Origin of the sequence: Pseudomonas amygdali (assembly GCF_002699855.1) — a bacterium.
In the GTDB taxonomy this organism is placed as follows: Bacteria; Pseudomonadota; Gammaproteobacteria; order Pseudomonadales; family Pseudomonadaceae; genus Aquipseudomonas; species Aquipseudomonas amygdali.
Genome location: NZ_LKBW01000023.1, coordinates 1 through 16,105 on the forward strand (window position 1 = coordinate 1; position 16,105 = coordinate 16,105).

Sequence of the window (16,105 nt, forward strand, 5' to 3'; positions counted from 1 at the left end):
CAGGATGCAGGCCGCCAAGGCAGCGTAAGTGGATAATTGTCCAACCTTCGGGGGGCATACCACGCCTTGGGGGGTGAAACCGAGCGTGTCCACTGGCGGATAGATGACGGTGGAGTCACGTCGATACGCCTTCGAGATGCGTGCGCCGATAAAGCCCGAATTGGCAATGAATGCGTCCACACCGGTCGACGTACGTTGGTCCCACAGGCGCATGTAATGCAGGACCAGGCGCGCCAGACTGCCCTTGATTCCCTTGCCCAGCCCTGATTCCTGCAAGTATTGGTGCTGCAAGTCCCAGGCGTAGCGAATTGGCGAATGCACATAGCTGATGTGCAGTTGGTCCGGGCCGCAAAGCACGCCCTTGGCCACTGCGTGGCTGCTGCTGATGATCAGGTCGTAGCCGGAGAGGTCCAGTTGCTCGATGGCCAGCGGCATCAGCGGCAGGTAGCGTGAATAATGTTTGCGCGCGCCGGGAAGTTTCTGGATGAACGTTGTTCTGGCTACCTTGCCGCGTAGCTGCGCGCGGTCCTGATCGCTGAGAAAGTCGATGACTGCAAACAGATCCGCATCGGGCCAGATGTTTATCAGGGAAGCAAGCACGCGCTCGGCACCGGCGTAACTCACCAGCCAGTCGTGGACAATAGCAATTCTCATGGGCGTTCCTTGCTGTAATGGCCCGCGCTACTGCGGATGCGACAGGGCGCATGCTGGTGTTACTGTTGTGGGTTCAGGGTTTGCCGGCGGACGACTCGGGTACGACATGGCGCTTGCTCTGCGACGCAGGAGCAGACTCCAGCAGCGCATCGATACGCTGGGAAAGGCGTTGCGCGGAAAGGTCCCAGGAAAAACGCTGCACGTTATGCAACCCCTGAGCACGCAGCGCATTGCGCAACGGCGCATCCACCAGCACGCGCTGCATTGCTGCGGCCATGTGGCTGATGTCAAGCGGGTCGAAATACAATGCGCTGCCTTGCAGGACTTCCGGGATCGAAGCGGCATTGGCGGCCAGCACCGGGCAACCGCAGGCCTGTGCTTCAAGCGGCGGAATGCCGAACCCCTCGTAAAGCGAGGGAAATACGAACGCTGTGGCACCCTGATATTGGCTGATCAGCTCGGAATCGCTGAGTCGCCCCAGAAAACGGATGCGCGGGTCACGGCAGGCGAGGTGTTGCAGATCAGGGGCGGCGAACAATGCGCTGGCTGCGCCGACAATATGCAGTTGCAGGTCGGTGTGGCCACGCAAACTCAGAAATGCCTGAATCATCCGGTTGAAATTCTTGTGTACAGCGGGTGAGGACACTGCAAGCAAGTATTTCGGCTGATCGACAGGTGTCGGCCTCGGCGTGAATTCGGCACTGACCGCAGCGGGCACGACCAGCACCTTGTCCTCGGCGTAGCCATAGAACGAGGTTATTTCCCTTCGCGAGAAGTTGCTGCCGGTGATCAGCGTTCTGGCGTGTGACAGCAGAATCGGGGTGATGGTCCGATAGGCCAGGCGGAATAGCCGGGTGTAGCTTTGCGGATAGCGCACATAGGTGATGTCGTGGTGAGTCGCTATCTGGTTGCCATAGAACATTGGCCCTGTGTTGCTGACTGAAATCAGCAGCGGGCTGCCCTGACGTTTCAGGTGAAGCGGCAGGTCGATCTGCTCCCACATATGCCCGGTGGAATGACCAATGCACTGGGCCTCCAGTGCGCTGGCACAGTCATGCAGCCTGATGGTGCGCGGAGCGACGAATACCAGATCGTCGCGCAGCCGCTTCAGGGCTCTGCACATCTGCTCTGCGTAACGCTGTACACCACTGACATCCTGGGTGAGGAACCGTGAATTGATGACAATCATCTCGAGCATCCTGCTGATGAGGGTGATCTGGCTGGTGCCAGGTTCTGTCCTTGAACGGGCTTGATGGGGCAGATTGCGCCCCGTTACTGTGTGACGTATGTGCGGCGGTCCTGCAGGGTCTGGGCAAAGATGCTTTCGTACTGGTCCAGCATCAGGTCCAGGCTCATTAACGACGCGACACTGTTGCGTGCCTGGCTGCCGAGGCGTGCCAGCAGTTCCGGTTGCTGGTGCAGCTTGAGCATTGCCAACCCCAATGAGTCCGGGTCATCGGGGTTGCACAGCAGACCGTTTAGAGGTTCCTGGATGATTTCCGTCAACCCGCCCATGCGGCTGGCGATGACGGGCAGGGCGTGTGCGCAGGCCTCGACGGCCACCATGCCGAACGGCTCATTCCACAGGGAGGGGACGATTGCCACGTCGATCTGGCGGTAGAAGTCTTCGGGCCTCTGGACGCCGACAAAGCTGATGTCCGGTGATGTGGCCATGGCCCTGAAGTGCTTTTCATCGGCCGCCTGTCCGCGCCCGGCAATCTGCAGGGTGGCTTTGAGCGGCAGGTGCTGAAACTGATCAATCAACCATCCCAGCCCCTTGTTTGTGGACAGCGTGCCCAGGTAACCGAAGCGCAACGGGGCGTCATCGATGGGTGCTCTGGGTTGCCCGGAAATCGGCGGGGTGAACGGGCTGGCGTTATGCACCACGTAACCCCGCGCGCCGTTGAAATAGGTCGACCTGTTCTGACTGCTGTGCATGATTGCTGCGCAACTGCGTGCACATCGTGCATTGGCGCTGACAGTTATGACCCTTCTTGAACATGGTGCTGGCCGGGCAGAGCAAGTAAAAGTCATGCAGGACCTGCACGATCGGGCGATTGGACCCGGTTATTTCGTCCCACGCCGACACCGACCAGCCGGTCAGGTTATGGCACACCACCAGCTCCGGTTGCTCCAGTTCCATCACCCGCCCTATGTATTCGCGCATGCCGGCGTTGTAGCGATCACGCCAGTGCCAGGCAAGCCGCGCCAGACGGCCCGGACGCTGGGCGATGAAGTGCCAGTACCGGTTGAGCAGGCCGGCGCGATAGACCTTGACCCGATTGACCTCTGCCAGCTGCAGGCCGGGCCGATCAGTGGTGGCCAGCACGGCGACGCTGTGTCCACGTTGCTGCAAGCCCTCGACAGTACGTTGCAGAATGATCTCTGCGCCGCCGCCGATATCGGGCGCATAAAGACTGCTGATAAACAGTATCTTCATAGCGGGTAGGCCTTGTTCAGGCCCAGCACGCTGGCTTCCCCGTCGTGAATGGCGTCGTTGAGCAGGTTCAGGCGCGCATCGGCGTCATAGCGCCAGGCATACAGGCTCAACAGGCAGAGAAATACCTGGCGATTGACTTGATAGAGCAGTGGGGAGGACGCCCAGATATGCCTGTCGAACCACGCCTGGTTACGCGCGGCGTAATAAGCGCGCAGGTCCGATCCGCCCGACAAGTAGCTTTCATAGACGTTGCGGGTGCGCGCCTTGATGTTCCATGAGTCCTCGAGATCCTCCAGCAGCGCTTCGGGGACCAGAAATACCTTCCCGCCACCGTCGGTAATGCGCCAGGTGTATTCGGTGTCATCGCTGTACAGCTTGAGCGCGTCCAGTGGCAGTCCGATCTTCTTGTACAGGCTGCGATGGGCCAGTAACCCCCCGTAGGTGGCGAAAGGGAGCTGCACCCGTTCCGGCATGGGCACGCTGGCACCGGGCCTTCCGAAGGGCAGGCGTCGCCAGATCTTGTATGGCAACTGGGCGATGTGAAAGCCGAAGAAGCTTGAGCGCCGCTGAATTGCGTAACGCAGCGGTACACCCGCGGCGATGTCCGCTTGATGCGTGGGGCGAAAGCCGAGCACTGCGCAATTGTCCCTGCCGTCGATCGTTTCACGTTCATGAAGAGACCGGTGTAACACCTCAATGGCATGGGTCGTCGGCGCGTTATCGTCGTCCATCAACCAGATGTAATCGTCGCCGGTTTCCAGCGCGGCCTTGATGCCTGTCGAATAGCCGTTGGCCGAGCCGGTGTTGTCAGGCAGCCAGAGCACCTGAACCCGGTCGGGCCACTCATCGCACAGCGCCTGCAATGGTGCAACGGAAGCGTTGCTGACAATGATCACACGACCGATCAGCGGGCTCTCCAGCGAGCGGCTGATCAATGTGTGCAGATAGCTGAAACGGTCACCATAGGTGAGCGTCACCAAGGTGGTCTGGTGGGGCATGGTGTGGTTCCGGGGCTGGTTAAGCAGGCTGAGACGCATGTTTCAGGCACACGCCCTGGGCAGTTTCCTACAGGTGCGGCAGGCCTTACGCGCGGGCTTCGACCCTTGACAGGCTGCTGATGGGCAACACCATTTTTTGCTGGCGTTGCAGCATGTTGAGCAGAATCACCGCACGCTCGGTACCGTCTTCGCTCAGAAAGATGGCTTCCACATCACTCCAGCTGCCCGTCGTGATCATTACCGGATCACCTTGAATAAATCGTGCTTTGGGCGCAGGTGTGGAGAGTCGCTGGCGGATCTGCTCGATCAGATGATCGCGGACCGGCACCGGGTGCCCGCCGAACGTCACAATGCGCGAGACACCGCGTGTGGAGCGAATCGGGTACCAGTTGTCCTGTACCTGATCCATCTGAATGAACAGGTAACCGGGAAACAAAGGCTCGTCGGCCTGAACCCTGGCAGCGGTTTTCTTCACATCGACCTGCAGCGGTCGGTAGCACTGGAAATGCTGGCGTCGCAAATGCTCTTCGGCGCGGGCTTCCTGACGCGGTTTGGTCTGGATCAGATACCAGCGAGCTTCCTGGGCGGAGAGGGCCATGATTAATTCCTTTAAATGAAACAGCTCAGTGAACGGCAGGCGTCAATACGGGTTATCGGGGCGCAGGGTGGTAGTTGTAGCCATAGGCCGCGTAGTCGTAATCGGACGTCGTGGCCTTGCGCACCACCGCGTTGAAAATGGCACCCTTGATCAGAATTCCGTTCTGGCCCAGCCTGCGTTTGCAGGCCTCGATTTCCTGGACGGTGGTCATGCCGAAACGGGCAACTAGCAGGCAGGTGCCTGCCTGGCGACCTACCAGTGTCGCGTCGGTCACGGCGAGGATGGGTGGCGTGTCGATCAGGATCAGGTCATACAGCGGCGACAATTCGGCCAGCATCTTGTTGAAGTTGTCATGCATCAGTAGTTCCGAGGGGTTGGGCGCGGCGAAACCACAGGACATAAAATCCAGATGCCGGACCCGCGTCTGATGGATGACTTCGGTGCACCGCAAACGGGCGGCCAGCGTGTCGGACAGACCGTGTTTGGGCAGCAGGCCAAAGAGGCGATGCAGGTAGCCTTTGCGCATATCGGCATCGATCAGCAGAACCCGCCTGCCGGTCTGGGCAATGATGGTTGCCAGATTGCTCGATACAAACGATTTGCCGGCGCCTGGTGTCGGGCTCGATATCATCAGCACGTTGTTGCGCGCCTCCAGCATGGCGAAGTGCAAGCTGGTACGCAGGCTGCGCAGCGATTCGATGGCCAGCTCGCCGGGTGCGGCAATGCTCAGCAGTCTTGAATCCTTGCTGTCCTGATCGCGCTTTTCCAGGCGTTCCTGCTGACGCGAATGGGGCAGTGATGCGTAGACCGGCATGCCCAGACTTTCGATGACTTCGGCGCTCTCGATGCCTCGATAGAACGCCTGGCGCACGAATACGATGGTCATAGCGACCAGTGCACCGATCAGCGTGGCGATCAGCACAATCAGCGTCTTCATGGGTTTGACGGGTTTCTCGACATTGGTGTCGGCGTTGTCGATGACCCGCACATTGCCGATGCTGCCAGCGCGCAGAATGTCCTGTTCCTGGCTCTTGTTGAGCATCAATGTGTAGGTCTGGCTGATGACCTGCATATCGCGGGTCAGACGCAGCAACTCCTGCTGAGTCATGGGCAGCGCGTCGATTTTCTTCAACAGGCCTTGTTTCTGTTGTTCCAGCTGGTTCATCTGGCTCATCAGGCTGCGATAGGTCGGGTGCTCACGGGTGTACAGCCGTTCCAGCTCTACGCGCCTGAGTTTCAGTTCGGAAAGCATCGAGTCGAGGCTGACCACCTGATCAAGCACGCCTTTGGTTTCGATGCTCAGGTCCACCGACCTGGCGCTGGTCTGGAAGGTGTTCAGCGCAGTCTCCGCGTCCTCCAGCTGTTTGCGCACGGCAGGCAACTGCGAGCGTAGAAACTGCAGCCGCTGCGCGGCCTCGGCCGAACTGCGCTCCACGTTCTGGCGTACATAAAGATGGCTGACTTCGTCGAGAATCCGGTTGGCCCGCTGTGCGTCCTGGTCCTCGATGGACAGGTAGATGATGCCCGAGTCCCGGCCTGCTTCTGCGATTTTCAACCGGTTCTGATAAACCAGCGCGGTGCTGAGCGTGCGCTGTCTGGAGACACTGAAATCGGTACCGGGACGCGCCCGCAGCGCAGCGACCTGAATCTTCACCCCGTTGCCTTCGACAATGCGGTTGATGGTGCCGCCAAGCAGCAGATTGTGCTCGTTGTCGTAGAGCGAGAACTGGCCAGGCTTACCTGCGGTGAGGGTGAGTTTTTCGCCAAGCAGGTGCTCCGGCACCTCCAGTTGGAATACGTCGATTTTCTCGCCACCCCACGCGTATTGCGTCAGGCCGAATAACGGCTTAGCCAATTCACCGTCGCGCACTGGCTTGAAGGTACGGTATAGGTAAGGGCCGATTACCGGAAAGAAATCAGGTGTCTGCAGCGTATTGAGCTTCAGATCGTCGACGACCTTGCCCAACAATGCGCGCGACTTGATCAGCTCGATCTCGGTGGTCGCCTGCGACACTGACAATGGCTTGGCGCTGACCTCCGGGGTGCCCTCGATGCCGATTTTTCGGGGCTCTATCTGGATCATGGCGGTGGCCTGATACACCGGAGTGGCCAGAATGGCATAGCCCAGACCGATCAGAAAAAACAGGCTGACGGTCCACAGGATCAGCGCTTTGTGATCGAACAGCATGCGCAGGACCGCTGCCAGATCAATCCGGGAGTCCTGGTGGAAATCCAGCGAAGGACGGTTCATGACGGTCATTTATCCTGTTGCTCCTGACTGAAAATGAGGAAGCCAGTCGTCAATGCAGCGTGAGAGCTGCGCGTAGGTCTGTTCAAAGGCTGATGCGGGACGTCGGTAAGGGTCGGCGATGTCGAGCGGCTGTTGCCATTTACCGATCAGAAAGGCTTTGCCGCGTACTTCGGGTGCGAGTTTGAGGACGTCGGCAAAATGTGCCTGCTCCATCAGCAGGATCAGATCGGCCTGGCACAGCAGCTCACGGCTCATCTGCCGAGCTGCATGACGCCGAGGCTGCACCCGGTGCGATTGCAGAACCTGCCGAGCCGCCGGGTCGATGGACGAACCTGACAGCGCGGCGATGCCTGCTGACTGAACGCGCACCTGCGTGGCCTCCAGGCGTTGATGCAGTATCGCGACGGCCATCGGGCTGCGGCAGATGTTGCCGACGCACAACACCAGTACGTTACTGAACATGTGCTTTGCCACTGGTCTGGAACAGGCGTCTGCTCAGGTTGACGACAACATTGCCGGCCACTTTCCACAACGTCTTCAGCTTGTGGCGGGGGGCGAGCGCCGCCAGCGAGAGGCACACCGTCTGCATCAGGAAGTGTTCGTACAGGGGCTGATTGCCCAGACGGTTGTAATAGTTGGCCAGGCTTGAACAGGTCTGCAGGTTCATATGCAATTTGCGTTTGTCGCTGCGCATGGAAAACACGCCGCCGGGGTGCAGCCGATAGGCAGCCGGCTTGATCTGCGCCATGAACTTGCCTTTGCCGTAGGCCCCCAGCAATGACCACCAGCACATATCGTTCAACGGTGCACCGCACATGCTCAATTCGGGCGGCATTTTGCTGAACACATTGCGAAAGCAGACGGTCAGCGTCGACAGGCGTCTGGCCTGTTGCAGCTCCAGCGCCGTAGCATCGCTGCGCAACAGGCCTTGCAGTTGCACGCCGTACTGGCCGTATTCGTCGAAGGCGAACGCGTCGTGATAGGTGATGACGTAATCGGCATGGCTCTCGAGAAAGTCCACTTGCAGCTGCAGCTTTCGCGGATCAGTCCAGTAATCGTCGGCTTCGCAGTAGGCGATATAACGGCCGCGGGCTTCGGCGAACAGGCCCGGAACGCAAGGTGCGCCCTGACTGTACTGGTTGACCTGTTGATAGAAGGGCCGAATGATCGTCGGATACGGCTCGGCGTAGTGCGCAATGATGCGTGCAGTGCTGTCCGTGGATGCATCGTCGTTGATCAGGATTTCGAACCTGAAATCGGTCTGCTGTGACAGAAACCCGTCCAGTGCCTGAGCAATGAAGGCCTCCTGGTTGTAGGCGGGGCATATGATGCTCAGCAACGGCGGTGCCATGCAGGCCTCGTCGGTATTTTTTGCAGTGTCGTCCATGGCTCAGGTACTCGGTTTGCTGAACAAAACATAGATTTTGACGCTAGCGGCCCATGGCTTGCCGCCACCAGTGCCAGAGTGACAAGGCCGCTGGCGGCGAGCGCCAGCAGCAGGCTGCCACGGCTTTCATCGGCAATCAGATGGAACACAGGCGCGCTGATCGCCAGGCCCGCAGCGGTCATCGCACTGATCCGCAGAATGTCGCTCAACCATTGGCGATGAAGGCCCGGTGCCAGGTGCCGATGGACGATGACGGGCCATATGGCGAAGGACGTCGCACGCAGAAAAAACCACGCCAGCGCTGCGCCGTAAACGCCTTGATAATGGATAGCCACGAACATTACAGGCACGCTGATCAGTGTCGAAATCAGGCTGTACCACAGGTGCAAGTACATTCGGCCATGGGCGTATTGCAGGTAGAACTGAAAAGCACTGGCGGCCATGATTGCGCTGCCCAGCGCGTACCAGCCCAGCACCGGTCCACTCCAGCGCGCGGCGGCGTCATCACCCGTCCAGGCGATAATCAGCGGTTCGGCATACAGGGCAATGACCGCTGCCAGCGGGAACAGAAAGGTACAGGCAAGGCGATTGGCTGCCAGAAACAACGTGTGCATGTCGTCGCGCCTACCTTCGGCCACCAACACAGTCAGGCGCGGCAAGAGCGTCTGAACCAGCGGGTTGCTCAGCATCACGATGCCCGTGGCGATCAACGCAACCAGTGAGAAGTAGCCGTACTGGTCCAGTGGCAGCAGATTCGACAGCAGCACCTTGTCCACCTGAGTCAGCACAATCCACAGCACTGCGCTCAACGACAGACTGGCGGCGAAGGGCAGCAGCGGCTTGATCAGTTGCCAGTCCAGGCCGGTCAGCCAGCGCGGCGCAGGCATCAGCCTGCGGGCTTTGCTGGCAAAAAGCAGGGCTTCGAGCAGCCCGACCACGAGCTGAAATACAAAAAAGTCTTGTGGGTCTCGGGAGAATTGACTGACCAGCAGCAAGCCGCCGAAGTAGCGCAGCGTTGCAATCGACACATTGGCAGCGTTCAGCCAGGCATGCTGCTCAAGGCCCTGAATGGCGCTTTTATAGAGTGTCGAATACAGGCGCAAGGCGATGACGATGCCCATCAAGGTGATGCAATGCGCCAGAGTGTCGGGTTGCAGCGTATTGGCGTTCAACCATTGTGCTGCGATCCAGGGACTGGCGACATGGACAAGCAGGCCGCAGAGCATCGTGATCGGTAGAAATATCAGTTCGAATGAGCGCAGTAGACGGCCCAGGCTTTTCTCGCTCACGGGAGTGCCTTGCTGATGTGCCACTGCGCGCACCAGGCTGGGAGACAGTCCCGCGTCCAGCAGTTGCAGCCAGGCTTGCAGCAGGGTGAAGAAACCGATCAAGCCGTAGGCCTCGGCACCCAGATGGCCCAGATAAAACGGCATGATCAGAATCCCGACCAACATTACATAGGCCTGTCCGCTGTAGTTCAGGACGGTGTTGCGAATGATCGAACGGCTGCGAATGATCGGGCGGTTGGGAATGACCGGGGGTGTGCCAGGCATGATAGTCAGCAGACCCTGGCAGCGGAGCAAGCCGGGTAGTCCATATCTGTCACAGCACAGGTTTCGATCAGCGTGCGTATGACCAGGTCCTGCTCGCTTTTCAGCAGGCCGGGATAGATCGGCAGGCACAGCACTCGTTCGCTCAATGCTCTGGACACAGGCTGGCCGGGCTGTGGCTGCAGGTATTCAAGGGTGTCCAGTGAGGGGTAAAAATAGCGGCGAGGGTTGATCTTGCGCAGGTTGAGCGCGGTGCGCACCGTCAACAGCTGTTGCTCGTTACGCAGCGCCACCGGGTAATAGCTGTTATTGAGTTCGCTGTCGGCCTGGGGTTTTTGCAGATCCAGGTAGCTTTCCAGCGCTGACGTATAGCGGTGAGCGATTTGCGCGCGCTCTTCAAGGATGTTGCCTATGTTGTCGAGAATGCACAGCCCCATGGCTGCGGAGAATTCATTGAGCTTGGCATTGATGCCGATGCCGTCGATTCGGTCTACTCCCGATACGCCAAAGTTGCACATCAGGTGGGCGCTTCTGGCCAGTTCGTCGTCGTTGGTGATGATCGCGCCGCCTTCAATCGTGTGAAACAGTTTGGTGGCGTGAAAGCTCAGGGTGCTGATATCGCCATGGTTGAGCACCGACTGGCCTGCATGGCGCACGGCAAATGCATGTGCGCCGTCATAGATCACCTTGAGCTTATGTTCACGGGCAATTTGCTGAATGGCTTCTACGTCGCAAGGATTGCCAAACACGTGGGTGCCCACGATTGCTGTGGTGTCTTCGACGATGCTGCGTTTGATGTGTTGCGGCGAGATATTCCAGGTGTCCGGATCGATATCGGCAAAGACCGGGCGAATACCTTCCCATTGCAGCGAGCTGCTGGTGGCGACGAAACTGAATGGCGTTGTAACAGCGCTGCCGCTCAACCCCAGAGCCCGATAGGCAACCTGCAGGGCCAGGGTGCCATTGTTGGTCAGAATAATGTGTTTGACGCCCAGATAGTCCTTGAGCCGGTCCGTCAGTTCCTTGGCCAGCGGGCCGTGATTGGTCAGCCAGCCACGGGCGTAGATACCTTCGACGTAGCGTTTGAACTGGTCGATATCACCCAGATACGTCTTGGTCACATTAATCATCGAAGCCTCCATGTTTCTCTGAATCGGGGTGTTGCCGAGTGGGTGACCGGACATCTTTTTTTGCGTTCAGGCGCTGCATTGCTTCAGGCAACGCTACCGCCACACCGAACGCGTTCAGCACTTTAAAAATAGATTGGGGAGTCAACAGACATCCGCCGGCGCCTGATGAGCACCGTGGAAATAACTGACAGCGTGGGACGGAACAGCGGTCGACTTCGGCTTGATTATCCCGACGCTATGCTCTGCGGCATGTGCGTGACAACGGAATGCGCCTGACGGTCCTATATATCGGTGGCGGCAGGGTATCTGTCAAATTATTTCGTCAGATTTCTGTTATATTTTTGATAAATGGTAGAGCAGATTTTATAACCATATGATTCATAAGGGTGTCAAAAAAATATCATCCTTCAGGTGTATTTAAATGACACGCTGAACGTGCTCTGCAAGACGACAATAAGTCATCGGATTTTACAATCTCGGCCTGCTTATATTTCTAATTGTTCTATATAAATATCAATTGATAATTTTTGGTTCTATGTAGTTTGGTGCATGATCGTGTTCACGGACTGCAGGCAGGAGAACGAACATGAAAGAGTCAGCGCTGTATTTTGATTACGCCGCCACTACACCTGTGGACGAGCGTGTTATCAGGGTCATGGTCGATTGTCTGGGTGTGGCAGGCAATTTTGGCAACCCTGCATCCAGCGCTCATTCATTCGGACAAAAGGCCCGCGTTGCGGTAGAGATTGCCCGTGAGCAGGTTGCCCATCTGGTGGGTGCTCAGGCCTCGCAGATCATCTGGACTTCCGGTGCCACCGAATCCAGCAATCTGGCACTCAAGGGCGTGGCTCAAGAGCGCGCGAAGAGGCAGGCAGCATTCGCCGGAGGCAGGTCCGGCCATATCATCACCAGCCAGATTGAACACAAGGCAACCCTTGATACTGCCCGGCAACTTGAGGAAGAGGGCATCGAGGTTACCTGGCTGGCACCGGACAGCGATGGCCTGATCAGCGCCGACGCGGTCAGTGCCGCTTTGCGCGATGATACGTTTCTGGTCTCGCTGATGCTGGTCAACAACGAACTGGGTACGGTCAACGACATCGCGGAAATCGGCAGGCGGGTAAGGGCTCACGGCGCATTGCTGCATGTCGACGCTGCGCAGGGCGCTGGCAAGTTGCCGATTGACTTGAGTCAGCTCGCGGTAGACCTGATGTCGCTTTCTGCACACAAAATCTACGGGCCCAAAGGGATTGGCGCGCTGTATGTCGGCCCGCGCGCGCAGCAACGGGTTCTTGCCCAGATTCACGGGGGCGGGCACGAATGTGGGCTGCGCTCCGGTACCCTGGCGACGCATCAGATTGCCGGGATGGGCGCGGCCTTTGCCTTGGCGGCCGAAGTGCTTGAAGAAGAGGTTGTTGAAATACAGCGGCTCAATCGCCTTCTTTGTGAGCGACTGGCCGATATTCCGGGGGGGTGTATCAACGGCAGTCCCACCGAGCGGATTGCCCACACCCTCAGTTTTACGTTTACCCACAACGATCTCGACATAGCAGCGCTGGGCGACAGACTTGCCTTCTCTTCCACCTCGGCCTGTAACTCGGCAAAAAACTTGCCTTCACACGTCCTGCTGGCTCTGGGACTGAGTCCGCAGGCTGCCGGCCAGACCATACGTCTGAGCCTGGGGCGCTTCACGCGTGATCAGGATATCGAGCGTGCGGCCGAGTCGATTCATGCCTGTCTGATTCAGCCAGCGTTTTGGGCGGTTGCTCAGTCTCGATGAGTGCTCCATTATCTGAACCGGTGAAAGCAGTCAATTTCCGGGTCAGCAGGAGAGTCAATGAGCACGCAATCCAATGCCAGTTCAGAAGTGGCAGAACGTTTGGCGCAAACCCGCGCCTTGATGAGCAGGGAGCGCATCGATGCCTATCTGGTGCCGTCAGCGGATCCGCACCTCTCCGAATACCTGCCCGGCTATTGGCAGGGGCGCCAGTGGCTGTCGGGCTTTCACGGCTCGGTCGGTACACTGATCATTACCCAGGACTTTGCAGGCATATGGGCTGACACTCGCTATTGGGAGCAGGCAACCAAGGAACTGGCAGGTAGCGGTATCGAACTGGTAAAACTGTTGCCCGGCCAGCAGGGTCCGCTTGAATGGCTGGCAGACGAAGCCAAAGCCGAAAGTGTGGTTGCCGTTGACGGGGCGGTCCTGGCCGTTGCCTCTTCGCGCACTCTTGCAAGCAGGCTTTACGCGCGCGGTGCCCGCCTGCGTACGGATATCGATCTGCTCACCGAGCTGTGGCAGGACCGTCCCGCCTTGCCGTCTCACCCACTCTACGAACACTTGCCTCCTCAGGCATCTCTGGACCGTGCTGAAAAACTGGCTCGTGTTCGCCAGATCGTTGCCGAGCGAAACGCTGACTGGCACTTCATCGCAACACTGGATGACATAGCCTGGCTGTTCAATCTGCGTGGCGCTGACGTCTCCTACAATCCGGTTTTCATAGCTTTCGCCCTGATAGGCCCGTATAGCGTCACGCTATTCGTGGACTCACGGAAAGTGCCGGACTCGGTGCGTTCGCGTCTGGAGCGCGACGGTATCAATCTCATGGAGTACACGCAGATTGGCGCAGCCTTGCGCGAGCTGCCGAAAGACGCACGACTGCTGGTTGACCCGGCGCGTGTTACCTGCGGCTTGCTCGATTACCTGGACAGTGAAGTCACCCTGGTTGAAGGGCTTAATCCGAGTACGCTGCTGAAATCGCAAAAAACCGAGACCGATACAGGTCACATCCGCCAGGCAATGGAGCAGGATGGTGCGGCGCTCTGCGAGTTCTTCGCCTGGCTGGACAGCGCGCTGGGACGTGAGCCCATCAGCGAAGTGACGATTGATGAAAAGCTTACTCAGGCACGGGAGCGACGTCCGGGATATGTTTCACCCAGCTTTGCAACCATTGCAGGGTTCAATGCCAACGGCGCGATGCCGCATTACCGAGCGACTGAAGCTGAGCACGCGCAGATAGAAGGTGATGGCTTGCTGTTGATCGACTCGGGCGGTCAATACCTTGGTGGCACCACCGATATCACGCGCATGGTTGCGATCGGAACGCCGAGTGCCGAGCAGAAGCAGGACTGTACGCGGGTTCTCAAAGGCGTTATTGCGTTATCGCGCACGCATTTTCCCAAAGGCATTCTTTCGCCGTTGCTGGATGCCATTGCCCGAGCGCCAATCTGGAGTGAAGGCGTCAACTACGGTCATGGCACCGGGCATGGTGTCGGGTATTTTCTGAACGTCCACGAAGGGCCACAAGTTATTGCCTATCATGCACCTGCAACGCCGCAGACAGCAATGCTCCCAGGCATGATCACGTCTATTGAACCTGGTACTTACCGGCCCGGGCGCTGGGGTGTGCGCATCGAAAACCTGGTGATTAATCAGGAAGCGGGCACTACCGATTTCGGCGAGTTCCTGCGTTTTGAAACCCTGACGCTTTGCCCGATCGATACGCATTGCATCGAGGTCTCGATGTTGAACGAGGAAGAGCGCACCTGGTTGAACGATTACCACGCTCAGGTTCTTGCGCGATTGAGCCCTCTACTGCAGGGTACAGCGCTGTTGTGGTTGCAGGCACGCACGGTCGCTGTCTGATATCTCGAAGCGCGTTACCGCAGGCTCAGTCCTGCGGTAACGGATCCGTCAGTGGCGTGCTTTTTCTACAGACAATGATCATGCTGCGGCTGGTATAACCAGCGGGGTTGAGGCCGAACGGATAGTCTTCCGGCTCTTCTGTGGCATCGCCCGATTTTGCGATGACCTTGAACGTCCTTGACGCACAGGCGTTGGTCGCAAGCTCATAGCATTTGGCCCAGGAAGACGTCAGGCCGGAGCAGTTGATGTGAATGCCGCGCTTGCTTTGCTTGACGGGTTTGGATGTAGCTGCACAACCTGCCACAGCCAACATGGCCAATACGATAAAAATGTATTTCATTCCTTTCCTTAGCGGGCCATTGCTGATCGCGATCCATCCGGTTGACTGGATCATGAGTCGGTAAAACTGTGACGCAAAACTCTCGAACATGAGTAGGTCAGGCGTAAACATGGCGCATGCGCTCAACAAATGCTAGTGCCATGTCGCTTCTTGACCTTGTGACTGCTTGGTCAGTTCAGTCGGCAGGGACCAATTGAGGTTTTGTGTTTGCAGAACCAAGGGTGGCGCCGATGGACGCGAAGATGATTGCGCCAATTGCAAGCCATTGGGTCAGTGAAAGGCTCTCGTGAAGAAACACCAGACCTGACAGCGCTGCGAAGACAGGCTCCAGGCTTGCCAGTGTGACGAATGTGCGTGCCGACATTCGCGTCAGCGCGATCATTTCCAGGCTGTAGGGCAGGGCGGTCGACAGAATGGCGACACCCAGTGCTGCCGGTATCAGTGAAATGTCCAGTAATGCAGAGCCTGCGTGTATCACGCCGACAGGTCCGATGAAGAGTGCGGCAATCATCACGCCAAGCGCGGCGGTCTGTACGCCGTTGTCTGCACCTGCCTTATGCCCGAACACTATATAAGCGGCCCAGCAAACCCCGGCCCCGAGAGCATAAGCAGCGCCGACCAGATCAATCGCTTCGTTCGAGGCCCCCAGGGGAATCAGCAGCAATAAACCGATGACTGCCAGAGAAACCCATAGGAAATCGATGGGCTTGCGCGAAGACAGTAGAGCTACAGCCAGTGGGCCGGTGAACTCCAGCGCGACCGCGATTCCCAGAGGTACAGTCTGCAACGACATATAGAAGAGGAGGTTCATGCTGCCCAGCGCAATGCCTTAGATCAACACAGTGCGTAGCGATTTTGCGGTCAGATTCGCTCGCCACGGGCGCAGGATGGCGATAAGGATAAGGCTCGCAAATACCAGCCTCAAGGTCGTGGTGCCTTGCGCGCCCACTACGGGGAAAAGACTCTTTGCCAGTGACGCGCCGCTTTGAATGGAGATCATGGCGATCATCAGCAGCCCTAGGGAAATCCTGAAAAAGACTTCCTGATTTGGCAAAATCTCCGGGCACCAATCGCCGAGCTTTTCGATGATGAATCAAATGACCTTCGCCGA

General features: G+C 58.1%; 11 protein-coding genes and 3 pseudogenes. 2 read left to right on the plus strand and 12 right to left on the minus strand.

Annotated elements, in window-relative coordinates; translation table 11 throughout:
* The 10 genes and pseudogenes from AO277_RS02925 to AO277_RS02970 form a co-directional block, all read right to left on the minus strand.
* Positions 1-654, minus strand: a 654-nt coding sequence (locus AO277_RS02925; RefSeq protein ID WP_257214184.1) for a glycosyltransferase, incomplete at its 3' end; no start/stop codon positions are given.
* A 73-nt stretch (positions 655-727) separates the two neighbouring features.
* On the minus strand, positions 728-1,843 hold the full coding sequence (locus tag AO277_RS02930) for a glycosyltransferase family 4 protein (RefSeq protein WP_044319527.1): 1,116 nt from the start codon (positions 1,841-1,843) through the stop codon (positions 728-730).
* Between the two features lie 83 nt (positions 1,844-1,926).
* Positions 1,927-3,094, minus strand: a pseudogene (locus AO277_RS02935) (glycosyltransferase family 4 protein).
* Complete coding sequence (locus AO277_RS02940; protein ID WP_044319529.1) at positions 3,091-4,092, minus strand: glycosyltransferase; 1,002 nt, start codon at positions 4,090-4,092, stop codon at positions 3,091-3,093. Before AO277_RS02940 ends, AO277_RS02935 begins: the two are co-directional and overlap by 4 nt.
* 85 nt (positions 4,093-4,177) lie before the next feature.
* A complete protein-coding gene (gene rfaH / locus AO277_RS02945) occupies positions 4,178-4,690 on the minus strand; it encodes a transcription/translation regulatory transformer protein RfaH (protein WP_004660994.1) in 513 nt (170 codons plus the stop codon).
* Positions 4,691-4,742: 52 nt separating this feature from the next.
* Positions 4,743-6,950: a polysaccharide biosynthesis tyrosine autokinase gene (locus AO277_RS02950; protein WP_044319530.1), complete on the minus strand. Its 2,208-nt coding sequence runs from the start codon at positions 6,948-6,950 to the stop codon at positions 4,743-4,745.
* On the minus strand, positions 6,951-7,403 hold the full coding sequence (locus tag AO277_RS02955) for a low molecular weight protein-tyrosine-phosphatase (protein WP_044319531.1): 453 nt from the start codon (positions 7,401-7,403) through the stop codon (positions 6,951-6,953). It lies immediately after the preceding gene.
* Entirely contained in the window at positions 7,393-8,328 is a 936-nt protein-coding gene (locus AO277_RS02960) for a glycosyltransferase family 2 protein (protein WP_044319532.1), read from the minus strand. The genes AO277_RS02955 and AO277_RS02960 overlap by 11 nt, the downstream gene beginning before the upstream one ends.
* A 3-nt stretch (positions 8,329-8,331) precedes the next feature.
* Positions 8,332-9,881: pseudogene (locus AO277_RS02965) on the minus strand (lipopolysaccharide biosynthesis protein).
* 5 nt (positions 9,882-9,886) lie between these two features.
* On the minus strand, positions 9,887-11,008 hold the full coding sequence (locus AO277_RS02970) for a DegT/DnrJ/EryC1/StrS family aminotransferase (protein ID WP_044319533.1): 1,122 nt from the start codon (positions 11,006-11,008) through the stop codon (positions 9,887-9,889).
* A 586-nt stretch (positions 11,009-11,594) separates the two neighbouring features.
* Between AO277_RS02970 and AO277_RS02975 the strand changes: the two genes are divergently transcribed.
* Positions 11,595-12,788 (plus strand): cysteine desulfurase family protein, encoded by a 1,194-nt coding sequence (locus AO277_RS02975; protein ID WP_044319534.1) that lies wholly within the window; start codon positions 11,595-11,597, stop codon positions 12,786-12,788.
* 57 nt (positions 12,789-12,845) lie between these two features.
* Entirely contained in the window at positions 12,846-14,654 is a 1,809-nt protein-coding gene (locus AO277_RS02980) for an aminopeptidase P family protein (RefSeq protein ID WP_044319535.1), read from the plus strand.
* Between the two features lie 25 nt (positions 14,655-14,679).
* Here the strand turns inward: AO277_RS02980 and AO277_RS02985 are convergent, their stop codons facing one another.
* Positions 14,680-14,994 carry a hypothetical protein gene (locus AO277_RS02985; RefSeq protein WP_002554031.1) on the minus strand — a complete coding sequence of 105 codons (315 nt, stop codon included), beginning with the start codon at positions 14,992-14,994 and terminating at the stop codon, positions 14,680-14,682.
* A gap of 175 nt (positions 14,995-15,169) precedes the next feature.
* Positions 15,170-16,003, minus strand: a pseudogene (gene rhtA / locus AO277_RS02990) (threonine/homoserine exporter RhtA).
* Positions 16,004-16,105: the final 102 nt, after the last annotated feature.